23 protein-coding genes are annotated in these 21,987 nt (G+C 61.8%); 20 read left to right on the forward strand and 3 right to left on the reverse strand.

Features of this window, described 5'->3' with window-relative positions; all coding sequences use genetic code 11:
• Nucleotides 1-60: 60 nt before the first annotated feature.
• On the forward strand, nt 61-264 hold the full coding sequence (locus tag FJ960_RS01610; RefSeq protein WP_027145611.1) for a dodecin family protein: 204 nt from the start codon (nt 61-63) through the stop codon (nt 262-264).
• 83 nt (nt 265-347) lie between these two features.
• Nucleotides 348-713 (forward strand): PRC-barrel domain-containing protein, encoded by a 366-nt coding sequence (locus tag FJ960_RS01615; RefSeq protein WP_140711519.1) that lies wholly within the window; start codon nt 348-350, stop codon nt 711-713.
• Between the two features lie 57 nt (nt 714-770).
• On the opposite strand, the gene FJ960_RS30120 is transcribed toward FJ960_RS01615, so the two are convergent.
• Nucleotides 771-896: a hypothetical protein gene (locus tag FJ960_RS30120; protein ID WP_084636826.1), complete on the reverse strand. Its 126-nt coding sequence runs from the start codon at nt 894-896 to the stop codon at nt 771-773.
• A gap of 201 nt (nt 897-1,097) precedes the next feature.
• Between FJ960_RS30120 and eno the strand changes: the two genes are divergently transcribed.
• From eno to FJ960_RS01680, 12 genes are all read left to right on the forward strand, one after another.
• Nucleotides 1,098-2,372 (forward strand): phosphopyruvate hydratase, encoded by a 1,275-nt coding sequence (gene eno / locus FJ960_RS01625; protein ID WP_140505252.1) that lies wholly within the window; start codon nt 1,098-1,100, stop codon nt 2,370-2,372.
• A gap of 152 nt (nt 2,373-2,524) precedes the next feature.
• Nucleotides 2,525-2,848: a septum formation initiator family protein gene (locus FJ960_RS01630; RefSeq protein WP_140711520.1), complete on the forward strand. Its 324-nt coding sequence runs from the start codon at nt 2,525-2,527 to the stop codon at nt 2,846-2,848.
• 190 nt (nt 2,849-3,038) lie between these two features.
• Nucleotides 3,039-4,076 carry a pyruvate dehydrogenase (acetyl-transferring) E1 component subunit alpha gene (gene pdhA / locus FJ960_RS01635; RefSeq protein WP_027146759.1) on the forward strand — a complete coding sequence of 346 codons (1,038 nt, stop codon included), beginning with the start codon at nt 3,039-3,041 and terminating at the stop codon, nt 4,074-4,076.
• Nucleotides 4,077-4,090: 14 nt separating this feature from the next.
• The gene (locus FJ960_RS01640; RefSeq protein WP_140711521.1) at nt 4,091-5,488 is read left to right on the forward strand and encodes a pyruvate dehydrogenase complex E1 component subunit beta; all 1,398 of its coding nucleotides are present in this window, start codon (nt 4,091-4,093) and stop codon (nt 5,486-5,488) included.
• Nucleotides 5,489-5,500: 12 nt separating this feature from the next.
• The gene (locus FJ960_RS01645; protein ID WP_140505258.1) at nt 5,501-5,788 is read left to right on the forward strand and encodes a hypothetical protein; all 288 of its coding nucleotides are present in this window, start codon (nt 5,501-5,503) and stop codon (nt 5,786-5,788) included.
• Nucleotides 5,789-5,791: 3 nt separating this feature from the next.
• Nucleotides 5,792-7,177 (forward strand): pyruvate dehydrogenase complex dihydrolipoamide acetyltransferase, encoded by a 1,386-nt coding sequence (locus FJ960_RS01650; protein WP_140711522.1) that lies wholly within the window; start codon nt 5,792-5,794, stop codon nt 7,175-7,177.
• Between the two features lie 13 nt (nt 7,178-7,190).
• Nucleotides 7,191-7,610 carry a hypothetical protein gene (locus FJ960_RS01655; protein WP_140505261.1) on the forward strand — a complete coding sequence of 140 codons (420 nt, stop codon included), beginning with the start codon at nt 7,191-7,193 and terminating at the stop codon, nt 7,608-7,610.
• Nucleotides 7,607-8,242, forward strand: coding sequence for an SGNH/GDSL hydrolase family protein (locus FJ960_RS01660; RefSeq protein WP_140505263.1), 636 nt, complete (start codon nt 7,607-7,609; stop codon nt 8,240-8,242). The genes FJ960_RS01655 and FJ960_RS01660 overlap by 4 nt, the downstream gene beginning before the upstream one ends.
• A gap of 16 nt (nt 8,243-8,258) precedes the next feature.
• Nucleotides 8,259-9,722, forward strand: a complete 1,464-nt coding sequence (lpdA, locus tag FJ960_RS01665; RefSeq protein ID WP_140711523.1) for a dihydrolipoyl dehydrogenase — start codon at nt 8,259-8,261, stop codon at nt 9,720-9,722.
• A 99-nt stretch (nt 9,723-9,821) separates the two neighbouring features.
• Nucleotides 9,822-10,079, forward strand: a complete 258-nt coding sequence (locus FJ960_RS01670; RefSeq protein WP_027142753.1) for a GlsB/YeaQ/YmgE family stress response membrane protein — start codon at nt 9,822-9,824, stop codon at nt 10,077-10,079.
• 136 nt (nt 10,080-10,215) lie between these two features.
• Nucleotides 10,216-11,181, forward strand: a complete 966-nt coding sequence (gene lipA, locus FJ960_RS01675; RefSeq protein ID WP_140711524.1) for a lipoyl synthase — start codon at nt 10,216-10,218, stop codon at nt 11,179-11,181.
• A gap of 114 nt (nt 11,182-11,295) precedes the next feature.
• A complete protein-coding gene (locus FJ960_RS01680) occupies nt 11,296-11,754 on the forward strand; it encodes a type II toxin-antitoxin system RatA family toxin (RefSeq protein ID WP_140711525.1) in 459 nt (152 codons plus the stop codon).
• On the opposite strand, the gene FJ960_RS01685 is transcribed toward FJ960_RS01680, so the two are convergent.
• On the reverse strand, nt 11,730-12,239 hold the full coding sequence (locus FJ960_RS01685) for a CinA family protein (RefSeq protein WP_140711526.1): 510 nt from the start codon (nt 12,237-12,239) through the stop codon (nt 11,730-11,732). The two genes, FJ960_RS01680 and FJ960_RS01685, sit on opposite strands and share 25 nt — an antisense overlap.
• The gene (locus tag FJ960_RS01690; protein WP_140711527.1) at nt 12,236-13,465 is read right to left on the reverse strand and encodes a bifunctional 2-C-methyl-D-erythritol 4-phosphate cytidylyltransferase/2-C-methyl-D-erythritol 2,4-cyclodiphosphate synthase; all 1,230 of its coding nucleotides are present in this window, start codon (nt 13,463-13,465) and stop codon (nt 12,236-12,238) included. Before FJ960_RS01690 ends, FJ960_RS01685 begins: the two co-directional genes overlap by 4 nt.
• A 140-nt stretch (nt 13,466-13,605) precedes the next feature.
• Here FJ960_RS01690 and dusB point away from each other — a divergent pair, with 140 nt between their 5' ends.
• The 6 genes from dusB (at nt 13,606) to FJ960_RS01720 (ending at nt 21,958) form a co-directional block, all read left to right on the forward strand.
• Nucleotides 13,606-14,634, forward strand: coding sequence for a tRNA dihydrouridine synthase DusB (dusB, locus tag FJ960_RS01695; RefSeq protein ID WP_140711528.1), 1,029 nt, complete (start codon nt 13,606-13,608; stop codon nt 14,632-14,634).
• Entirely contained in the window at nt 14,631-15,773 is a 1,143-nt protein-coding gene (locus FJ960_RS01700; RefSeq protein WP_027142747.1) for a nitrogen regulation protein NR(II), read from the forward strand. The genes dusB and FJ960_RS01700 overlap by 4 nt, the downstream gene beginning before the upstream one ends.
• Nucleotides 15,770-17,230, forward strand: coding sequence for a nitrogen regulation protein NR(I) (gene ntrC, locus FJ960_RS01705; protein WP_027142746.1), 1,461 nt, complete (start codon nt 15,770-15,772; stop codon nt 17,228-17,230). The genes FJ960_RS01700 and ntrC overlap by 4 nt, the downstream gene beginning before the upstream one ends.
• 129 nt (nt 17,231-17,359) lie before the next feature.
• Entirely contained in the window at nt 17,360-19,645 is a 2,286-nt protein-coding gene (locus FJ960_RS01710; RefSeq protein ID WP_181174125.1) for a PAS domain-containing sensor histidine kinase, read from the forward strand.
• Entirely contained in the window at nt 19,635-20,996 is a 1,362-nt protein-coding gene (locus tag FJ960_RS01715; protein WP_027142744.1) for a sigma-54 dependent transcriptional regulator, read from the forward strand. Before FJ960_RS01710 ends, FJ960_RS01715 begins: the two co-directional genes overlap by 11 nt.
• A 98-nt stretch (nt 20,997-21,094) precedes the next feature.
• Complete coding sequence (locus FJ960_RS01720; protein ID WP_140505276.1) at nt 21,095-21,958, forward strand: D-amino-acid transaminase; 864 nt, start codon at nt 21,095-21,097, stop codon at nt 21,956-21,958.
• Nucleotides 21,959-21,987 lie beyond the last annotated feature (29 nt).

Below are 21,987 nucleotides of genomic sequence, written 5' to 3' on the forward strand. Positions count from 1 at the left end.
CGAACAAGCCCCGGTTATACGCTTTGTCCTGCAAATGAGCGTTTTGGCAGGAGGAAGCCAATGTCTGTCGCCCGCGTCACCGAAATCACCTCGTCGTCCAGCAAGAGCTTTCAGGACGCCATCGAGCAGGGAATTGCGCGCGCCTCGAAGACCCTGAAGAACGTCGAGGGCGCCTGGATCCAGGACCAGAAGATCGTTGTCGAGGACGGCAAGATCACCGCCTATCGCGTCAACATGAAGGTGACTTTCATCCTCGCTGAGTGATCAGGCAGCCACCAAAAAGTCGGGAACTTTCGCCCGCGCCCCTCATTGTCAGGCAGAGATCAACGACAACGAGGAGTACGATAATGACTACCCAGACAGGCCACACCGAAGCCATTGCCGCTTCGCGAGTCATCGGCACTACCGTCTACAACACCCAAGGCGACAGCATCGGCAGCATCGAGGATGTCATGCTCGACAAGACGTCGAATGGCATCATGTTCGCGGTGATCGGTTTCGGTGGCTTTCTCGGCATTAGCGAGAAGTACCACGCTATTCCTTGGGCAAGCCTCGACTATGATGAGGCAAGAGGCGGCTATGTCGTACCCTTCACCAAGGAACAGCTGAAGGCAGCGCCTGCCCATTCGATCAACGAACTGGCCGGCGCGGATGGCGAGAGCGCGCGCGACGAGTCCTATCGGTATTACAAAGTCAGGCCCTATTGGCATTGACGCCACAATCGAAAAAGGGGGTCGTTTCGACGGCCCCCTTTTCGATTCAAGGCAACGCTACTCGCTGATGTGCGAAGCCGCCAAAGGCGCAAAAGCTTTTGGCGGTGACTGCTGATTGTCGCATGACGTCAGGAACGCCGCGGCGATCAGGAACAGACTGACGATACCGCTCAACTCAGACATGGCGAAACTCCTCCTGTTTCGCCCCGCGCGACAACATCCATAACCTGGAATTCGCGTGTGGTGGCATGACTTATGATGACAGAAACTTGCGCTTCGTGAATCGAGCGAACGGCAATATTCGGCCAGGGCCCGATTGCCTTTTGCGTCGCTTTGGCTAAGACGGGCGCGACCCCTTTCTCCAGATCAATCGAGGACATCGTAATGACCGCCATCATCGATATTGTCGGGCGTGAAATCCTGGACAGCCGTGGAAACCCGACCGTGGAGGTCGATGTCGTTCTCGAAGACGGTTCGATGGGCCGCGCCGCTGTGCCGTCGGGCGCCTCGACCGGCGCCCACGAAGCCGTCGAACTTCGCGACGGCGGCGCCCGCTATCTCGGCAAGGGTGTGCTGAAGGCCGTCGAGGCGGTCAATGGCGAACTGTTCGAGGCGATCGGCGGCATGGAAGCCGAAAACCAGATCCATATCGATCAGACGATGATCGAGCTTGACGGCACGCCCAACAAGAGCCGGCTCGGCGCCAACGCCATTCTGGGCGTTTCGCTGGCGGTCGCGAAAGCCGCGGCCGATGCCGCCGGCCTGCCGCTCTATCGCTATGTCGGCGGCACCAAGGCGCATGTCCTGCCGGTGCCGATGATGAACATCATCAATGGCGGCGCGCATGCCGACAACCCGATCGACTTCCAGGAATTCATGATCCTGCCGGTCGGCGCGCCGACGCTGCGCGAAGGCGTGCGCTGGGGTTCGGAAATCTTCCACACACTGCGCAAGAAGCTGAAAGATGCCGGCCACAACACCAATGTCGGTGACGAGGGCGGCTTCGCGCCGAACCTGAAGAGCGCGCCGGTGGCGCTCGACTTCATCATGGAATCGATCGAGAAGGCCGGATTCAAGCCGGGCGAAGAGATCGCGCTCGGCCTCGATTGCGCCGCGACCGAGTTCTTCAAGGACGGCAACTATGTCTATGAGGGCGAGAAGAAGACGCGCGACCCCAAGGCACAGGCCAAGTACCTCGCCAAGCTCGCCGCCGATTATCCGATCATCTCGATCGAGGACGGCCTCGCCGAGGATGACTGGGAAGGCTGGAAATACCTGACCGACCTGACCGGCAAGAAGACGCAGCTTGTCGGCGACGATCTCTTCGTCACCAACACGGCGCGCCTGCGCGATGGCATCCGCATGGGTGTCGCCAATTCGATACTGGTCAAGGTCAACCAGATTGGCTCGCTGACCGAGACACTCGACGCGGTCGAGACCGCGCACAAGGCAGCCTACACGGCCGTCATGTCGCACCGTTCGGGCGAGACCGAGGATTCGACCATCGCCGATCTTGCCGTCGCCACCAATTGCGGACAGATCAAGACCGGCTCGCTGTCGCGCTCCGACCGCATGGCCAAATACAACCAGTTGATCCGCATCGAGGAAGAACTCGGCAAGCAGGCGCGTTACGCCGGCAAGTCGGTGATCAAGAGCTGATCCGGCCGCACATTGTCGATATGGAGAGGGCGGGACATCCCGCCCTTTTTCATTTCAGGCCCGACTGGGCGGCCTCCCGTAACCGTCCGTTAAGCACAATCAGGCGAAAAAGGCTTCGAGCCGTCTGAGTTCGCGGCCATGGGGAATCGGTCATGTGGACGCGTCAGCACAAGCAGAGAAACACCGGCCGGCTGATCATTCCCTCGCTCTGCGTGGCGTTCCTGGCCTATTTCGGCTTTCATGCCTATCATGGCGAATTCGGCATCAATTCCAAATACAAGCTGGAGGCCGAGACGGTCGCGCTGCAGGGTCAGCTCGTTGCGATCAAGGCGCGCAGGACGGAGCTCGAACGGCGCGTCAAGCTCATGCATGATGGCACGCTGGAGAAGGACATGCTCGACGAGCAGGCGCGCAAAGCGCTCAATTTATCCCAACCTGATGAGATCACCATCATGCTGCCGGTTTCGGCGAAGTAACCACTTTTCGGTTAATCGGCAATATTTCAATGATTTTAACCGCTTAGGCGCATGTCAGCTATGCAATTTCGACATGGCGGAACGCCTTTCTACGTGTTAGCCTCCCATAAATCGAAGGGGAGGGCGATCTCCCCGGAGCAGGTTGACCTTGCTCCAGTGTCCGCAAAGAGACGCCAACAGGGAGTGATGCATGGCCAACGCAGCCAGAAAAGCGCCTGCCAAATCGAAATCCGACGGCAAATCCGGTCTGTCGGCACCCAAGCCTGCTGACTTCACCAAGGACGAAGAGCTTGCCGCCTACCGGCACATGCTGCTCATTCGCCGCTTCGAGGAAAAGGCCGGCCAGCTCTACGGCATGGGCTTCATTGGCGGCTTCTGCCATCTCTATATCGGCCAGGAAGCCGTGGTCACCGGCATGAAGATGGCGCTGATCGACGGCGACCAGATGATCACAGCCTATCGCGACCACGGCCACATGCTGGCGATGGAGCTGTCGCCGCGGGGCGTGATGGCCGAGCTGACCGGACGCCGCGGCGGCCTTTCAAGGGGCAAGGGTGGCTCCATGCACATGTTCTCCAAGGAAAAGCATTTCTATGGCGGTCACGGCATTGTCGGCGCGCAGGTGTCGCTCGGCACCGGCCTGGCCTTCGCCAACCGCTATCGCGACAACAACAATGTCTCGCTGACCTATTTCGGCGACGGCGCCGCCAACCAAGGTCAGGTCTATGAGAGCTTCAACATGGCCTCGCTGTGGAAGCTGCCGGTGATCTACATCATCGAGAACAACCGCTACGCCATGGGCACATCGGTTTCGCGCTCGTCGGCGGAAACCAATTTTTCGCATCGCGGCGCCTCGTTCAAGATTCCGGGCATCCAGGTCGACGGCATGGACGTGCGTGCGGTGAAGGCGGCCGGCGATTTGGCTACCGAGTGGTGCCGTGCCGGCAACGGACCCATCATTCTCGAAATGCAGACCTACCGTTATCGCGGCCACTCGATGTCCGACCCGGCGAAATACCGCTCCAAGGAAGAAGTCCAGAAGATGCGCTCCGATCATGATCCGATCGAGCAGGTCAAGGCGCGGCTCATCGAGAAAAAGTGGGCAACCGAGGACGAACTCAAGACCGTCGACAAGGAGGTTCGCGACATCGTCGCCGACGCCGCCGAATTTGCCCAGCACGACGCCGAGCCGGATCCGTCCGAGCTCTGGACCGATATCGTATTGTAAGGGAGGGCCAGGACATGCCGATCGAAATTCTCATGCCCGCGCTCTCGCCGACCATGGAAGAGGGCAATCTTTCCAAATGGTTGAAGAATGAGGGCGATAAGGTCGTCGCCGGTGACGTGCTCGCCGAAATCGAAACCGACAAGGCGACGATGGAAGTCGAAGCCGTCGATGAAGGCACGTTGGGCAAGATCCTGATCGCCGCCGGCACCGAAGGCGTCAAGGTCAACACGCCGATCGCCGTTCTGCTGCAGGACGGCGAGAGCGCGGCCGATGTCGGCAAGTCCGCGGCTCCCGCCAAGGCGGAAGCACCGGCAATGGCGGAAGCGCCGGCCGAGGACAAGGCGGAGGTGGCAAAGCCAGCCGCCGCACCCGTCGCGGCCGCACCGAAAACGGAAATCGCCGCCGATCCCGATATTCCTGCCGGCACCGAGATGGTCTCGACCACGGTGCGCGAGGCGTTGCGCGATGCCATGGCGGAGGAAATGCGCCGCGACGGCGATGTCTTCGTGATGGGCGAGGAAGTCGCCGAATACCAGGGCGCCTACAAGATCACGCAAGGCCTGCTGCAGGAATTCGGGCCGCGTCGCGTCGTCGACACGCCGATTACCGAACATGGTTTTGCCGGCGTCGGCGTCGGTGCGGCGATGGCTGGGCTGAAGCCGATCGTCGAGTTCATGACCTTCAACTTCGCCATGCAGGCGATCGACCAGATTATCAATTCGGCTGCCAAGACGCTCTATATGTCGGGCGGCCAGATGGGCGCGCCGATCGTGTTCCGGGGGCCGAACGGCGCGGCGGCCCGTGTCGCCGCGCAGCACTCGCAGTGCTATGCCGCCTGGTACAGCCACATTCCGGGCTTGAAGGTCGTGATGCCATATACGGCGGCCGACGCCAAGGGCTTGCTCAAGGCGGCGATCCGCGATCCGAACCCGATTATCTTCCTCGAGAATGAGATCCTCTACGGCCAATCCTTCGACGTGCCGAAGCTGGATGATTTCGTGCTGCCGATCGGCAAGGCGCGCATCCACAAGGCAGGCAAGGATGTCACCATCGTCTCCTTCGGCATCGGCATGACCTATGCCGTCAAGGCTGAAGCCGAGCTGCGCGGCATGGGCATCGATGCCGAGATCATCGACCTCAGGACCATCCGTCCACTCGATCTCGACACCGTCATCGCCTCGGTCAAGAAAACCAACCGGCTGGTCGTGGTCGAAGAAGGCTACCCGCAGAATTCGGTCGGCGACCATATCGCCAACCAGGTCTCGCAACGCGCCTTCGATTTCCTCGACGCGCCGGTCATCACCATTGCCGGCAAGGACGTGCCGATGCCCTATGCGGCCAACCTCGAAAAGCTGGCATTGCCGAATGTCGGCGAGGTCATCGAGGCGGTTAAGGCGGTCACATATCGCTAGGGAGCAATGCGGATGCTGTCTTTCTGGACGTTGGCAGCCATCATTGTTCCCACTGTCGTGGTCGCATTTTTCGTGCGATCGATGACCGGGAAATTCGATGCGGTTTTGTTGATGCTCAGCGGTGCCGCGTCGCTGGTTCTTGCTATTGTGGCAACTGCTTCCGCAAAGGTCGACCAGACCGGCAGCATGATGGTCCTCGAGATGGGCAAGGGCAGCTACCATTTCGGTGTCTTGCCACCCGTGTTCATTGTCGCCACGCTGACCGTCATGCGTGGCCTTTTCAAATTCATCCAGGAGTGAGCGATGCCTATCAACATCACCATGCCGGCCCTGTCGCCCACGATGGAAGAAGGCAATCTGTCAAAATGGCTGGTCAAGGAAGGCGACAAGGTTTCGCCGGGCGATGTCATCGCCGAGATCGAGACCGACAAGGCGACGATGGAGGTCGAGGCTGTCGATGAGGGTACGGTTGCCAAGCTCGTCGTGCCGGCCGGAACCGAAGGCGTCAAGGTCAACGCGCTGATCGCCGTGCTTGCCGCCGAAGGCGAGGATGCGGGCGCTGCCGCCAAAAGCGGTGGCGATGCCGCACCGGCGAAGGCCGAAGCGCCGAAGGCTGAAGCCGCCAAGGCTGAAGCGCCGCAGCCCGAGGCATCAAAGGCCGAGACACCAAAGACCGAGGCGTCGAAGCTCGAGCCTGCCTCGGCAGCTCCAGCCACTGCCGATGGTCAGGCGGCTGGCGACCGCACCTTTGCATCGCCGCTCGCACGCCGCATCGCCAAGGAGGCGGGCCTCACCCTTTCAGCCATATCCGGCACCGGCCCGCATGGCCGGGTGGTAAAAGCAGACGTGGATGCCGCGATCGCCGGCGGTGGTGCCAAGGCAGCGCCCGCCGCCAAGGCTCCGGCTGGCGCACCAGCCGCCGCGCCGGCGGTGAAGCCAATGTCGGACGACCAGGTGCTGAAGCTGTTCGAGGAAGGCTCCTACGAACTCATTGCGCATGACAACATGCGCAAGACCATCGCGCGGCGCCTGGTCGAAGCCAAAACCACCATCCCGCATTTCTACCTGACGCTCGACTGCGAACTCGATGCGCTGCTGGCCCTGCGCACGCAACTCAATGCCGCCGCGCCGGTGAAGAAGACCGACAAGGGTGAGGCGCCTGTCTACAAGCTGTCGGTCAACGACATGGTGATCAAGGCGATGGCCATGGCGCTGAAGGCGGTGCCGGATGCCAATGCCTCGTGGACCGAGAGCGCCATGGTCAAGCACAAGCATGCCGATGTCGGCGTTGCCGTGTCGATCCCCGGTGGCCTGATCACGCCGATCATCCGGCATGCGGACGAAAAGACGCTGTCCGTCATCTCCAACGAGATGAAGGATCTGGCCAGCCGCGCCCGCAGCCGCAAGCTGAAGCCCGAGGAGTATCAGGGTGGTACGACGGCGGTCTCCAATCTCGGCATGTTCGGCATCAAGGATTTTGCCGCGGTGATCAACCCGCCGCATGCGACGATCCTGGCGGTCGGCGCCGGCGAGGAGCGGGCGGTGGTCAAGAACGGCGAGATCAAAATAGCCACGGTGATGTCGGTGACGCTGTCGACCGATCATCGCGCCGTCGACGGAGCCCTGGGGGCCGAACTGCTGGTCGCCTTCAAGAAGCTGATCGAAAATCCGATGGGCATGCTGGTCTAGGAAGGAAAAGGCTGTGCGAATATTCTTCACCAGCCTTTTTGCCTTTCTCATTTCCGGGTTGGCCGGCGGGCTGATCGCGCAATGGTTGGCCGTCGCCACCGGTGCCGAGGAAGAATACATCATCGTCTTCATGTTCTCGGTGCTGGTGACTTTTGTCGTCACCTTCGTCTTCTTCGTCGCGCAATTGACGAACGATCCGGTCGCGGCCGTGGCGACGGCGGGAAAGTGGACGCTGATTGTATTTGTGGCGCTGCTCCTCCTCTTGGTCGCGCTGATCCTCTACAGCGACAGCAGCGCCGCGGTGGTCAGGAAAGACATGCCGGTGGTTGCCGGTCTCGGTCTGCCGGGCCTGGTGACGATCATCATCCATTGGTTGTTCGTGCGCTGGCGCGTGAAGCGCGGTGTGGCCGACATAGACGGGTTGAACGGATGAAGACGGTTCTTTGTTACGGCGACTCGCTGACATGGGGTTACAATGCCGAAGGCGGGCGTCATGCGCTCGAGGATCGCTGGCCAAGCGTGCTGCAAGCTGGCCTCGGCGAAGGCGTTCAGGTTATCGCCGACGGCCTCAACGGCCGCACCACCGCCTTCGACGATCATCTGGCCGGAGCCGACCGCAACGGTGCGCGGCTGCTGCCGACGGTGCTGACGACGCATGCGCCGATCGACCTGATTGTCATCATGCTCGGCGCCAACGACATGAAGCCATGGATCCATGGCAACCCGGTTGCGGCCAAGCAAGGCATCCAGCGGCTGATCGACATCGTGCGTGGCCACGACTATCCGTTCGACTGGCCGGCGCCGCAGATACTGATCGTTTCGCCACCTGTTGTAAGCCGCACCGAGAATGCCGATTTCAAGGAGATGTTTGCCGGCGGCGATGACGCCTCGGCGCAGCTCGCAGGGCAGTATTCGACGCTTGCCGACGAAGCCGGCTGCGGCTTCTTCGATGCAGCCACCGTGGCGCAAACCACACCTCTCGACGGTGTCCACCTCGACGCCGAAAACACGCGAAACATCGGCGAGGCGCTGACTTCGGTCGTGCGCGTCATGCTGGAATTGTGATTGAAGGAGAAAAACCGTGGCTGAGAACTACGACGTCATCATCATCGGCTCCGGTCCCGGCGGCTATGTCACGGCGGTGCGTTCCGCCCAGCTCGGCTTCAGGACGGCGATCGTCGAGCGCGAGCATCTCGGCGGCATCTGCCTGAACTGGGGTTGCATCCCGACCAAGGCGCTGCTGCGTTCGGCCGAGATCATGCACTATTCGGATCACCTGAAGGACTATGGCCTGAAGCTGGACGGCAAGGTCAGCGCCGACACGGCGGCAGTGGTCGATCGGTCGCGGAAAGTGTCACTGCGGCTCAATGGCGGCGTTGCCTTCCTGATGAAGAAGAACAAGGTCGACGTTATCTGGGGTGAGGCCAAGCTATCGAGGCCTCCTTCCGGTGATAAATTGGGTGAGATCGTTGTTTCCAAGACGGCCAAGAAGCCGATGGAACCGCAGCCGCCGGTGCCGAAAGGCGTCAAGGGCGAGGGCACCTACGCCGCCAAGCACATCATCTTGGCGACTGGCGCCCGGCCGCGCGCACTGCCCGGCATCGAGCCGGATGGCAAGCTGATCTGGACCTATTTCGAAGCCATGATGCCCAAGGAGATGCCGAAGTCGCTGCTGGTGATGGGTTCGGGCGCCATCGGCATCGAATTCGCCTCCTTCTACCGCACCATGGGCGCGGATGTGACAGTCGTCGAGCTGCTGCCGGCCGTGATGCCTGTCGAGGACGCCGAAGTCTCGAAGTTCGCGCAAAAGCAGTTCGAGAAGCAAGGCATGAAGATTATCCTCGAAGCCAAGGTGACCAAGGTCGAGAAGGGGGCTAACTCGGTCACCGCGCATGTCGAGATGAAGGACGGCAAGGTCGAGAAGATATCAGCCGACCGCATGATCTCCGCCGTCGGCGTCCAGGGCAATATCGAGGGCCTCGGCCTTGAAGCACTCGGCGTGAAAACCGATCGCGGTTGCGTCGTCATCGACGGTTACGGCAAGACTAATGTGCCTGGCATTTACGCCATCGGCGATGTCGCCGGCCCGCCGATGCTTGCCCACAAGGCCGAGCACGAGGGCGTCGTGTGCGTCGAGAAGATCGCGAATTTCCCCGGTGTTCACGCCATAGACAAGCTCAAGATCCCCGGTTGCACCTACTGCAATCCGCAGGTCGCCTCGGTTGGCCTGACGGAAGCCAAGGCCAAGGCCGAAGGCAAGGACATCCGCGTCGGCCGCTTCCAGTTCGCCGCCAACGGCAAGGCGATCGCGCTTGGCGAGGACCAAGGCTTCATCAAGACCATCTTCGACAAGAAGACCGGTCAGCTGCTCGGAGCGCATATGGTCGGCGCCGAAGTCACCGAATTGATCCAGGGCTTTGTCGTGGCGATGAACCTCGAAACGACCGAGGAAGAGCTGATGCACACGATCTTCCCTCATCCGACGCTGTCGGAGATGATGAAGGAAAGCGTGCTCGACGCCTATGGCCGCGCCTTGAACGCATGATAGATTCGCCGCAGGAGACTCAGCTTCGAAAGTCGCGAGATTGCGACGGCGAGGCAGTTCGTTTCCGGATGCATTTTTACTCGCGCAAGGAGAAGGCATATGCACTTGAACGGCGTGGGCTGGATCGCAGCCATCATCATCGGCGGCCTGGCAGGCTGGTTGGCCGAAATGGTTATGAAGAGCAACACCGGCATATTCATGAATATTATCATGGGCATCGTTGGCGCTGTGGTGCTGAATGCCATCCTGCAGGCGCTCAACATCGGCGTGTTCGGCGTCGGCTGGACCGCCTATCTGATCACCGGCTTTATCGGTGCCTGCCTGTTGATCTGGGTCGGTCGTCTGGTGCGCCGTTAATCGATATCGCTCCGGCTATGCGAAAACGGCTGTGGCGGCATGCGCCGCCGCAGCCTTTTTCTTTGTGTTGAAAAGTCCTAGATGACGTGAAAGTGACGATCGCCGACGAGCGGTCGCGAGAAAAGCCAGGGTTCAGATGGTCACTGTCCTCGACACGATCGCCAACGCGCCGCGGCTGCGGCATCCCGAGAAAGCGCACAAGCCCGACCAGGAGGTGTTGCGCAAGCCGGACTGGATCCGCGTCAAGGCGCCGGTTTCGAAAGGTTATGCCGAGACACGCGAGATCGTGAAATCGCACAAGCTGGTGACCGTATGCGAAGAGGCCGGTTGCCCGAATATCGGTGAGTGCTGGGAAAAGAAGCACGCCACCTTCATGATCATGGGCGAGATCTGTACGCGCGCCTGCGCCTTCTGCAATGTCGCCACCGGCATCCCGACCGCGCTCGATCCCGACGAACCGGCCCGGGTCGCGCATGCCGTCAAGCAGATGGGCCTTACCCATGTCGTCATCACCTCGGTTGACCGCGACGATCTCGCCGATGGCGGTGCGCAGCACTTCGCCGATGTCATCCGTGAGATTCGGGCGGCAACGCCTCTGACGACGATCGAAATCCTGACGCCGGATTTCCTGCGCAAGGACGGGGCGCTGGAGATCGTCGTGGCGGCCAGGCCCGACGTCTTCAACCATAATCTCGAAACTGTGCCGTCGAATTATCTGAAGGTCCGGCCGGGCGCCCGCTATTTCCACTCGATCCGGCTGCTGCAGCGGGTCAAGGAACTCGATCCGTCGATTTTCACCAAGTCCGGCATCATGGTGGGTCTGGGCGAGGAGCGGAATGAAATCCTGCAGTTGATGGACGATCTGCGCTCGGCCAATGTCGACTTCATGACCATCGGCCAATACCTGCAGCCGTCGAAAAAGCACCATCCGGTGATCCGTTTCGTCACGCCCGAGGAATTCAAATCCTTCGAGACGATCGGCAAGACCAAGGGTTTCCTGCTGGTGGCGTCGAGCCCGCTGACGCGCTCGTCGCATCACGCCGGCGACGATTTCACCCGGCTGCGCGCGGCGCGCGAAGCGCAGCTCATGAAAGCGCTCTAATGCATGTCGCCCAAAAGTGACCTCGGTTTTGGGAGAACGACGTGCATAACGACAAAGACTCTGAAGCGCGTCGCATGACTCCGTTTCGACGCGACGTGCTTTAGGGCCGGTTTCATGCCGAAATTCGAAGCCACCCGCCGCGTCGCCCACACGCCTGAGCAGATGTTCGCGCTGGTCGCCGACATCGAGACGTACCCGCAATTCCTGCCGCTTTGCGAAGCGCTGACGGTCCGCTCGCGCAAGGAGCGTGACGGACGCACCATCCTCGTGGCCGATATGAGCATCGGCTACAAGGCGATCCGGGAGACCTTCACGACGCAGGTGCTGCTCAAGCCCGAAGACAACGCAATCGATGTGAAATACATTGATGGCCCGTTCAAATATCTGAGCAATGTCTGGCGTTTCGAGCCAGACGGTGCCGGCTGTAACGTGCGCTTCTTCATCGACTATGAATTCAAGAGCCGCATCCTGGGTGCGCTGATGGGCACGATGTTCGACCGTGCCTTCCGCATGTTCGCCGAGGCTTTCGAAAAACGCGCCGACGTCATCTACGGCAAGACACCGGCGGCCTGACTCGCGCCAAGCGCCTGCAAGCCGAGCTCGAGTGCATGGTTGACCGTTTCCCGGCGGATGAAGTTTCGGCCATTGTCGGCAAACAGCTTGTATTCAGCCGTCACCGGCTGGCCGTTCACCGCAACGCCGAACCAGACCAGCCCGACCGGCTTTTCCCTAGAACCGCCACCCGGACCGGCAATGCCGGTGACGGCCAGGATCAGCCCGGCGCGTGAACGGGCGAGCGCGCCGGCTGCCATTTCGATCGCTGTCTCGCGAGAAACCGCGCCATGCGCGTCAAGCGTGGCGGCGCGCACGCCGAGCATGTCCATCTTGGCTTCATTGGAATAGGTGATGAAGCCGCGATCGACCACGGCCGAAGAGCCGGCAATATCGGTCAGCGCGGCAATGATCATGCCGCCGGTGCAGCTTTCCGCGGTCGCCAGCATGATGCCGCGCTCCCGGCAGGCCTCAAACAGGGCGATTGCCAGGTCGCTGTTGGTCATTCCGGAACCTCGCCGGGAAACACCACGCTGGCGGTTGCGATCGCCGCGATGCCTTCCTCGCGGCCGACGAAGCCGAGCTTCTCGTTGGTTGTCGCCTTGATCGAGATGCGGTCGGCGGAAATGCCTAGCATCTGGGAAAGGACCGCCGTCATCGCCTCGCGGTGCGGGCCGACACGCGGTGCCTCGCAGATCAGCGTGATGTCGGCATTGGCGATGCGCCCGCCGCGCTCGCGCACCAGCCTTGCCGCATGTTCGACGAATATCCGCGACGCAGCACCTTTCCACTGCGGATCGGAAGGCGGGAAGTGCGTGCCGATGTCGCCGGCCCCGCAAGTCGCCAGCAGCGCGTCGGTCAGGGCATGCAGGCCGACATCGGCGTCGGAATGGCCCGACAATTTTCTGTCGTGCGGAATGGCGACGCCGCAGAGCGTGACATGGTTGCCGGGCTCGAAGGCATGGACGTCATAGCCATTGCCGGTGCGGATGTCGGGAAAGTGTGCCCGCTCGCTGGAAAGTCGCTGATGCGCCATGGCGATGTCCCGTGCCCATGTGAGTTTGACATTGTCCGGCGAGCCGGGAACGAGCTTCACCGGCATTTGCATCCATTCAGCGATCGACGCGTCGTCGGTAAAGTCGGTTTTGCCTCTGTTATAGGCTTCCTCATGCATCGTCATGATCGCGAGGAAGGGAAAGCCTTGCGGCGTTTGCGCCGCGTGCAGCCCGCTCCTGGGGACTGTTTCGCCGACCATGCCGGTGGCCGATTCGCGTTTCAGCGTGTCGGCAACGGGCAAGGCGGGAAGCGCGCCTTCGCCCTCGCCGATGGCCGCGATGGTGCGGTCGATCAGATCCATGTCGACAAAGGGGCGCGCGGCGTCGTGGATGAGGACCTTGTCCGGCGCGTAGCTTCTTAGCGCGTGCAGCCCGAGCCGAACCGAATCCTGTCTGGTTGCGCCTCCGGCGATTGCCGTCACCCGATCGGCATCGGTGCCGACTGCTTGCCGAAAAAGCTCCTGGTCCTCGGCATGAATGGCCACGACGATCCGGCCGATAAGCGGGTGCGCCAGAAAAATATCTATGACACGAGCGATGACGGCACGTCCGCCAATTCGTTGATATTGCTTCGGGCCATCAGTCTGTCCGGCACGCGCGCCGCGACCAGCCGCGACGATAACCACCGCGACTTTGCCACTCGGATCCGGAGCCTGATTTTCAGTTGCGCCAGTCATTCAGTCTGGTCCTAGTCGCGGCTAAGGCCGAAGGCCAGCATTTTCCCAATTGCGCCTTAATGTGGCGTCATTCCGCGTTGCACATTTCTCTCGATCTGGCTAGAGAATGTGCAACGGATGGACATGCTTGGTTTTTGTGCATGGTTAACTTGATCAGATTGGCCGCGCCTCTCGACGTCGGCGCCGTGAGAATCCGCAACCGCGTCTTCCTCGCGCCGATGTCCGGGATTACGGACGAGGCGTTCAGACAGCGCGCCCATACGCATGGCGCCGGTCTGGTCGTGTCCGAAATGGTGGCCAGCGGCGAACTCGCCAAGGGCAGGGCCGGCTGCGACCTGCGCATACGTCATTCCGGCCTGCCCGTCCATATGGTGCAGCTTGCCGGCCGCGAAGCCAGGCATATGGCTGAAGGCGCACGGATCGCCGCCGGCGAGGGCGCCGACATCATCGACATCAATATGGGCTGTCCGGCCAAGAAGGTCACCGGTGGCTATGCCGGCTCGGCATTGATGCTGGACCTCGACCACGCGCTCTCGCTGATCGAGGCCGTTGTCGCCGCCGTCAAGGTGCCGGTGACGGTCAAGATGCGACTGGGTTGGGACGACGCCGCACTTAACGCTCCCGTCCTGGCCCGCCGTGCCGAGCAGGCGGGCGTCAGGATGGTCACGGTTCACGGTCGTACACGCTGCCAGTTCTACCAGGGCAAGGCGGATTGGCGCGCCATCGCTCGCGTCAAGGAGGCCGTTTCCATCCCGGTCGTCGCCAATGGCGATGTCTGCTCCCAGGCTGAAGCCTCGGTCATTCTCGAACAGTCCGGCGCCGACGCAGTGATGGTCGGCCGCGCCCATTATGGCGCGCCGTGGGTCGCCGGCAGCATCGCTGCGGCTGCCGGCGGGACATTTTCATCCGGCATTCCCGAGACCCCGCAAGGGCTCGCCGACTATGTCGTCGCCCATTACGAGGACATACTGGCGCTTTACGGCATCGAGAGCGGCCTGCGGCAGGCGCGCAAGCATCTGGGCTGGTATCTCGATCGACATGCCGGCGGTGTCGCTGGCGAGAGTAGAAAAGCGATAATGACCGCACTCGAGCCGGCTCGCGTCATTACCTTGCTGCGCGATGTGTTTTCGCGCGATCCGCAAACCTTGAACCTGCGGAGCGCCGCATGACCGCCACCGCTGGCCAGGGCACCGAAATGGCCGATGCCGCCCAGATCGTGCTGAACACGATCCGCCGCCCGGTGATCATGCTCAGCGAGGAAGGCTTTATCACCTTCGCCAACGCCGATGCCGAGGATTTCTTTCGCTCCAGCGCGACCATGCTGGCGCGCAACACCCTGTCCAAGCTGATACCCTTCGGCAGCCCGTTGCTGACGCTGGTCGACCAGGTGCGCGAGCGCCGCGCGCCCGTCAACGAGTATCGGGTCGACGTCTCGTCACCGCGCCTCGGCATCGAAAAGGTCGTCGATCTCTATGTCGCGCCGGTACCGGAATTTCCGGGCTCCGTCGTCGTCATGTTCCAGGAGCGGTCGATGGCCGACAAGATCGACCGGCAGATGACGCATCGCGGCGCCGCGCGCTCGGTGACCGGCCTGGCGGCGATGCTGGCGCATGAGATCAAGAACCCGCTCTCCGGTATCAGGGGTGCTGCCCAGCTGCTCGAACTGTCCGCATCCGATGAGGATCGCGCGCTGACGCGACTGATCACCGACGAGACGGACCGCATCGTCTCGCTGGTCGACCGTATGGAGGTGTTTTCCGACGAGCGGCCGATCGATCGCTATCCCGTTAACATCCACGTCGTGCTCGATCACGTGAAAGCGATCGCAAAGAATGGTTTCGCGAAGAAAATCAAGATATTGGAGGATTATGATCCTTCGTTGCCTCCGGTATTCGCCAACCGCGACCAGCTGATCCAGGTGTTCCTCAACCTGATCAAGAACGCCGCCGAGGCAATCGGCAGCGATCCGCAGGGCGAAATCGTGCTGTCCACCGCCTTCCGGCCCGGTATTCGGGTTTCGGTCCCGGGCACGCAGGACCGCGTATCGCTGCCGCTGGAGTTCTGCGTGCGCGACAATGGTTCCGGCGTCTCGGAAGATATCCTGCCGATCCTGTTCGATCCCTTCATCACCACCAAGCCGAACGGCTCGGGGCTTGGGCTGGCGCTGGTGGCCAAGATCGTCGGCGAACATGGCGGCATCATCGAATGCGATTCGACGCCGCGCGCGACAACGTTCCGGGTCCTGATGCCAGCCTGGAAAGAAACGGCGCTGGGCGCCGATCAAGACGGCGAAGGAGACCGCAAATGACGGTTCGCGGCAATATTCTCGTCGCCGACGACGATGCGGCGATCCGCACCGTACTCAATCAGGCCCTGTCGCGTGTCGGTCACGAGGTGCGCGTCACCTCCAACGCCTCGACCCTGTGGCGTTGGGTGGCGGCAGGCGAGGGTGACCTCGTCATCACCGACGTCGTGATGCCGGACGAGAACGCTTTCGACATGCTGCCGCGCATCAAGAAGGCGCGGCCGGAACTGCCCGTCATCGTCATGAGCGCCCAGAACACCTTCATGACGGCGATCCGCGCTTCCGAGACGGGCGCCTACGAATATCTGCCGAAGCCCTTCGACCTGACCGAACTCCTCAACATCGTCAATCGCGCGCTATCCGAGCCCCGGCGGCCGAAGATCGATGCCCGGCAAGAAGAGCAGCCCGAGACGATGCCGCTGGTCGGCCGTTCGGCCGCCATGCAGGACATCTACCGCATGCTGGCGCGCATGATGCAGACCGACCTGACGGTCATGATCTCGGGCGAATCGGGCACCGGCAAGGAACTGGTGGCGCGCGCGCTGCATGAGTATGGACGCCGCCGTGGCGGTCCATTCGTTGCCATCAACATGGCGGCGATCCCGCGCGACCTGATCGAATCGGAATTGTTCGGCCACGAGAAGGGCGCGTTCACCGGAGCGCAGAACCGCTCGACCGGCCGCTTCGAGCAGGCAGAGGGCGGCACGCTGTTCCTCGACGAGATAGGCGACATGCCGATGGAGGCGCAGACGCGCCTGCTGCGCGTCCTGCAGCAGGGCGAGTACACGACGGTCGGCGGCCGCACGCCGATCAAGACCGATGTGCGCATCGTCGCTGCCACCAACAAGGACCTGCGCACGCTGATCAACCAGGGCCTCTTCCGCGAAGACCTTTTCTATCGCCTCAACGTCGTGCCGCTCAGGTTGCCGGCGCTGCGCGAGCGCTCCGAGGATGTGCCCGATCTGGTGCGCCATTTCTTCAAGCTTGGCGAAATGGAGGGGCTGCAGACCAAGCGTATCTCTTCCGGCGGCATCGAACTGATGAAGCGCTATCCATGGCCAGGCAATGTGCGCGAACTGGAAAATCTCGTTCGCAGGCTTGCCGCGCTTTATTCGCAGGACGAGATTTCCGCCGAGATCATCGAGGCGGAGCTCAAGACAGGTGAGCGCCCGGTGGTACCAGGCGCCGGCAACCTCATTCCCGACGATCTTTCCATTGGCCAGGCAGTGGAGCACTTCCTGCAGCGCTATTTCGCCTCCTTCGCGGGCGAATTGCCGCCCGCCGGTCTCTACGAGCGCATTCTGTCCGAAGTCGAATATCCGTTGGTGCTGGCTTCGATGACGGCAACCCGCGGCAACCAGATCAAGGCCGCGGAGCTCTTGGGCCTCAACCGCAACACCTTGCGCAAGAAGATTCGCGAATTGGGCGTCAACGTCTACAAGTCATCCCGCCAGACCTGAGCCGGCGCCGGGCACACGATCTTTTCAGGGGACCGAACGGGGAAAGAGTCCCGTCGCCGTCACACTTGTTGCATAATCGCCACAATGCGTTGCATAGATCGGATGCAATCACTGGCTCTACACGGCGACATGGCTCGGCAGACACCTGTACTCAACCAACCGCTTTTCAGCGAACCCGGCGCGCGCGACGGACGCCGGCTGCTGGCGCTGCCCGGCGTGATCGCAGTCGTCGGCGCCCTGGCCATGGCGGCTATTTCGTTCGCCATACTGGTCGGAGCGACGCCGATTGCGCCGGACGCCAAGGCAACATGGGCGCTGATCGCACTCAACGCCGCCTTCGTGGTCTTCCTGATTGCGCTGGTCGGGCGCGAGGTGCATCGCATCGTCATGGCCCGCCGCCATGGCAAGGCGGCTTCGCGCCTGCATGTGCGCATCGTTGCCATGTTCGCGCTGGTTGCCGCCATTCCCGCCATCATGGTGGCGATCATCGCCTCGATCACACTCGATATCGGCCTTGATCGCTGGTTTGAGATTCGCACCAAGACAATCGTCAATTCTTCACTCTCGATCGCCGACGCCTATGTGCAGGAGAACGCGCGCAACCTGCAGGGCACGACATTGTCGATGGCCTACGATCTCGATGCCTCCCGCTCGCTTTATGGCCTCGATCGCACCGGCTTTCTCGATCTCATGAACAAGGAAGCCGTAGGCCGCTCGCTGGCGCACGCCGCGCTGATCAAGCCCGACGGCTCCTTCGTCATGAGCGCCAAGACCGATGCCGATTTCGCCATGCCGGAACCGCCGGAAGGCGCGGTTGCCACTGCCACCGACGGCAAGCCGGTCCTGATCGAGCCGCGCACGCGCAACATCATGGGCGCCATCGTCAAGTTGCGTGAGATCGAGGGCCTCTATCTCTACACCATCCGTCTGGTCGACCCAGAGGTGATCAAGGCGCGGCAGATCGTCAGGTCCAACACCGACGAGTATCGCAATCTCGAGGACAACAGGCGCACCTCGCAAGTGGCATTTGCGCTGCCCTACCTGTCGTTGACCCTGATCATTATCCTGTCGGCGATCTGGACCGGCATAGCCGTCGCCGACCGACTGGTGCGGCCAATCCGTCAGCTGATCGGCGCCGCCGATGAAGTCGCGACCGGCAATCTCGATGTCGCGGTGCCGGTGCGGCCGTCCGATGGCGATGTCGCCTCGCTCGGCGATACCTTCAACAAGATGCTGCTGGAGCTCAAATCACAGCGCAACGAGATCCTGTCGGCGAAGGACCTGATCGACGAGAGGCGGCGTTTTTCGGAAGCCGTGCTTGCCGGCGTCACCGCCGGCGTCATCGGCGTCGACCCTTACGGCATCATCACCATCGTCAATCGGTCTGCCGAATCGATGCTGGCCATTTCCGCCAGCGCGGCACTTGGGCAAAACCTTTCCGCGATCCTGCCGCATGTCGGCCGTGTCTTCGAGATCGGACGCAAGTCCGGCAAGCCGGTCTACCGCGAGCAGGTGACTTTCTATCGCGCCGGCGCCGAGCGGACCTTCAATGTGCAAGTCACCATCGAGGCCGGCGACGACGGCTCTGAAGAAAAATCCTATGTCGTGACGGTGGATGACATCACTGATCTGGTTCAGGCCCAGCGTTCATCCGCCTGGGCCGACGTGGCGCGACGCATTGCCCACGAGATCAAGAATCCACTGACCCCGATCCAGCTTTCCGCCGAGCGTATCAAGCGCCGCTATGGCAAGGTCATCACCGAAGACCGCGAAGTTTTCGACCAGTGTACCGACACCATCATCCGGCAGGTGGAGGACATCGGCCGCATGGTCGACGAGTTCTCGGCTTTCGCGCGCATGCCAAAGCCCGAGATGAAGGCCATCGACCTGCGCGAATCACTGCGCGAAGCTTCCTTCCTGGTCGAAGTCAGCCGCGCCGATATCACGTTCGAGCGGATATTCGGCAATGAGCCGCTCAAGGGCACTTTCGACAGCCGGTTGATGGCCCAGGCCTTCGGCAATGTGATCAAGAATGCGGCCGAAGCGATCGACGGACTGGAACAGAAGGACGGTTCGCACGGCATAATCCGGATTCAAGCCGGGCGTCAGAATGGCGCGATTCGCATCGACGTCATCGACAACGGCAAAGGCCTGCCGCGCGAGAATCGCCAACGGTTGCTGGAGCCTTATATGACCACACGTGAAAAGGGCACCGGGCTTGGTCTCGCTATCGTCAAGAAGATCGTGGAGGACCATGGCGGCAGGCTGGAGCTCCATGATGCACCTGCGGATTTCCACGGCGGGCGCGGCGCGATGATCAGCGTCATCCTGCCGCCCGCGGCCGCCGCGCTGCCGCGCGGCGAAAGCAGGGCGGACCACGAAAGAGAAACTGAAAAGGTCGATAATGGCGTCTGATATTCTCATCGTCGATGACGAGGAAGACATCCGGGAACTCGTCGCAGGCATCCTGAGCGACGAGGGTCACGAAACCCGCACGGCATTCGATGCCGACAGCGCACTGGCGGCCATCGCCGATCGAGCGCCGAGGCTGATATTCCTGGACATCTGGCTGCAAGGCTCGCGCCTGGACGGATTGGCGTTGCTGGACGAGATCAAGACCATGCACCCGAACCTGCCCGTGGTGATGATTTCAGGCCACGGCAACATCGAAACTGCGGTTTCCGCCATCCGTCGCGGCGCGTATGACTTCATCGAGAAGCCATTCAAGGCCGACAGGCTGATCCTCATTGCCGAACGTGCGCTCGAGACCTCGAAATTGCGCCGCGAGGTTTCCGACCTCAAGCTGCGCAGCGGCGAGACCTTCGACCTGATCGGCATGTCGTCGGCGATGAGCCAGTTGCGCCAGACCATCGAGCGCGTCGCGCCGACCAACAGCCGCGTGATGATCATTGGTCCCTCCGGCTCGGGCAAGGAACTGGCGGCCCGCGCCATCCATACGCTGTCGACCCGCAAGGGCGCGCCCTTCGTGACGCTGAGCGCCGCCAACATCACGCCCGAACGCATGGAGATCGAACTGTTCGGCACCGAATCGAACGGGGTCGAACGCAAGGTGGGAGCGCTGGAGGAAGCCCATCGCGGCATTCTTTACATCGACGAAGTGGCCGACATGCCGCGCGAGACGCAGAACAAGATTTTGCGCGTTCTGGTCGAACAGCAGTTCGAGCGGGTGGGCGGCACAAAGCGGGTCAAGGTCGATGTCCGCATCATTTCCTCGACCTCGCAGAACTTGGAGGCGATGATCGCCGACGGGCGCTTCCGCGAGGATCTTTACCACCGTCTCGCCGTGGTTCCGGTCATGGTGCCGGGGCTGGCCGAGCGGCGCGAGGACATTCCCTATCTCGTCGACAATTTCATGAAGCAGATCGCCCGCCAGGCCGGCATCAAGCCGCGGCGTATCGGCGACGACGCGCTGGCCGTGCTGCAGGCGCACAACTGGCCGGGCAACGTGCGTCAGCTGCGCAACAATGTCGAGCGGCTGATGATCCTGGCGCGCGGCGAGGACGTCGACGCGCCGATCACCGCGGATCTGCTGCCGTCCGAAATCGGCGATGTCATGCCGCGCACGCCCAACCAGTCGGACCAGCACATTATGGCGCTTCCCCTGCGCGAGGCACGAGAGCAGTTCGAAAAGGACTACTTGATCGCCCAGATCAACCGGTTCGGCGGCAACATCTCGAAGACGGCCGAGTTCATCGGCATGGAGCGCTCCGCCTTGCATCGCAAGCTGAAGTCGCTGGGCGTCTGACGCGCGGCGTCCGTCAGACGCGCCTGGGCCAAGCATTTGCCGGTTACGGCGGCGGCGGAATCGCATAAGAAAGCCCGAGAATTTTCCAGGGGTCGCCAATGCCGCGCATTGCCTATGTCAACGGGCGCTACGTCGCTCATGCCGACGCTTCCGTGCATATCGAGGATCGCGGCTATCAATTCGCCGATGGCGTCTATGAGGTCTGCGAGGTGGCGCGCGGCTTCATCGTCGACATGCCGCGGCACCTTGCCCGGCTGAACCGCTCACTGACCGAACTGTCGATCACCTGGCCGGTGACACGCAATGTGTTGCCGCTGATCCTGCGCGAGGTGGTCAACCGTAATCGTGTCGTCAACGGTCTGGTCTATGTTCAGGTGACGCGCGGTGTCGCCAGCCGCGATTTCGTCTTTCCGGCGGCGGACACGAAGCCGGCCTTGGTGGTGACCGCCAGGAAGGCGGATCCTGCCGCCGGCACGAAACGGGCTGAGACTGGTATCGCCGTCATCACCGTACCCGAGAACCGCTGGGACCGTGTCGACATCAAGAGCACCGGGCTGCTGCCCAATGTATTGGCCAAGCAGAAGGCCAAGGAGGCCGGCGCTCAGGAAGCCTGGTTCGTGGACACGGATGGCAACGTCAAGGAAGGTGGCTCGTCGAACGCCTGGATCGTTACCAGGGATGGGGTTCTGGTCACCAGGCCGGCCGAACATGGCATTCTGCGCGGAATCACGCGCACCACCATGTTCGAAGTCGCGGCGAAACTTGGCCTGAAGATCGAGGAGCGTGGATTTTCCGTTGCCGAGGCCAAGACGGCTCGCGAAGCATTCATCAGTTCGGCGACGACTATTGCCATGCCAATCGTGACCATCGACGGTGATCCCATAGCCAATGGGCACCCCGGCTCAATAACACTTTCGTTGCGGCAGGCCTTTTTTGACATTGCGGAAAAAAGTCCAGCCTGATAACCGCACAGGTGGAATGAACATCAATA

Origin of the sequence: Mesorhizobium sp. B2-3-11 (genome assembly GCF_006442215.1) — a bacterium.
GTDB classification, from domain to species: domain Bacteria; phylum Pseudomonadota; class Alphaproteobacteria; order Rhizobiales; family Rhizobiaceae; genus Mesorhizobium; species Mesorhizobium salmacidum.

Coding starts and splice junctions, on each gene's coding strand:
- FJ960_RS01670 (WP_027142753.1), top strand. CDS start 9,822: ATGCACTTGAACGGCGTGGGCTGGATCGCAGCCATCATCATCGGCGGC.
- ntrC (WP_027142746.1), top strand. CDS start 15,770: ATGACGGTTCGCGGCAATATTCTCGTCGCCGACGACGATGCGGCGATC.
- FJ960_RS01680 (WP_140711525.1), top strand. CDS start 11,296: ATGCCGAAATTCGAAGCCACCCGCCGCGTCGCCCACACGCCTGAGCAG.
- FJ960_RS01710 (WP_181174125.1), top strand. CDS start 17,360: ATGGCTCGGCAGACACCTGTACTCAACCAACCGCTTTTCAGCGAACCC.
- FJ960_RS01630 (WP_140711520.1), top strand. CDS start 2,525: ATGTGGACGCGTCAGCACAAGCAGAGAAACACCGGCCGGCTGATCATT.
- FJ960_RS01660 (WP_140505263.1), top strand. CDS start 7,607: ATGAAGACGGTTCTTTGTTACGGCGACTCGCTGACATGGGGTTACAAT.
- FJ960_RS01685 (WP_140711526.1), bottom strand. CDS start 12,239: ATGACCAACAGCGACCTGGCAATCGCCCTGTTTGAGGCCTGCCGGGAG.
- FJ960_RS01645 (WP_140505258.1), top strand. CDS start 5,501: ATGCTGTCTTTCTGGACGTTGGCAGCCATCATTGTTCCCACTGTCGTG.
- FJ960_RS30120 (WP_084636826.1), bottom strand. CDS start 896: ATGTCTGAGTTGAGCGGTATCGTCAGTCTGTTCCTGATCGCCGCGGCG.
- FJ960_RS01650 (WP_140711522.1), top strand. CDS start 5,792: ATGCCTATCAACATCACCATGCCGGCCCTGTCGCCCACGATGGAAGAA.
- FJ960_RS01700 (WP_027142747.1), top strand. CDS start 14,631: ATGACCGCCACCGCTGGCCAGGGCACCGAAATGGCCGATGCCGCCCAG.
- eno (WP_140505252.1), top strand. CDS start 1,098: ATGACCGCCATCATCGATATTGTCGGGCGTGAAATCCTGGACAGCCGT.
- FJ960_RS01615 (WP_140711519.1), top strand. CDS start 348: ATGACTACCCAGACAGGCCACACCGAAGCCATTGCCGCTTCGCGAGTC.
- lipA (WP_140711524.1), top strand. CDS start 10,216: ATGGTCACTGTCCTCGACACGATCGCCAACGCGCCGCGGCTGCGGCAT.
- FJ960_RS01640 (WP_140711521.1), top strand. CDS start 4,091: ATGCCGATCGAAATTCTCATGCCCGCGCTCTCGCCGACCATGGAAGAG.
- FJ960_RS01690 (WP_140711527.1), bottom strand. CDS start 13,465: ATGACTGGCGCAACTGAAAATCAGGCTCCGGATCCGAGTGGCAAAGTC.
- FJ960_RS01610 (WP_027145611.1), top strand. CDS start 61: ATGTCTGTCGCCCGCGTCACCGAAATCACCTCGTCGTCCAGCAAGAGC.
- pdhA (WP_027146759.1), top strand. CDS start 3,039: ATGGCCAACGCAGCCAGAAAAGCGCCTGCCAAATCGAAATCCGACGGC.
- FJ960_RS01720 (WP_140505276.1), top strand. CDS start 21,095: ATGCCGCGCATTGCCTATGTCAACGGGCGCTACGTCGCTCATGCCGAC.
- FJ960_RS01715 (WP_027142744.1), top strand. CDS start 19,635: ATGGCGTCTGATATTCTCATCGTCGATGACGAGGAAGACATCCGGGAA.
- dusB (WP_140711528.1), top strand. CDS start 13,606: ATGGTTAACTTGATCAGATTGGCCGCGCCTCTCGACGTCGGCGCCGTG.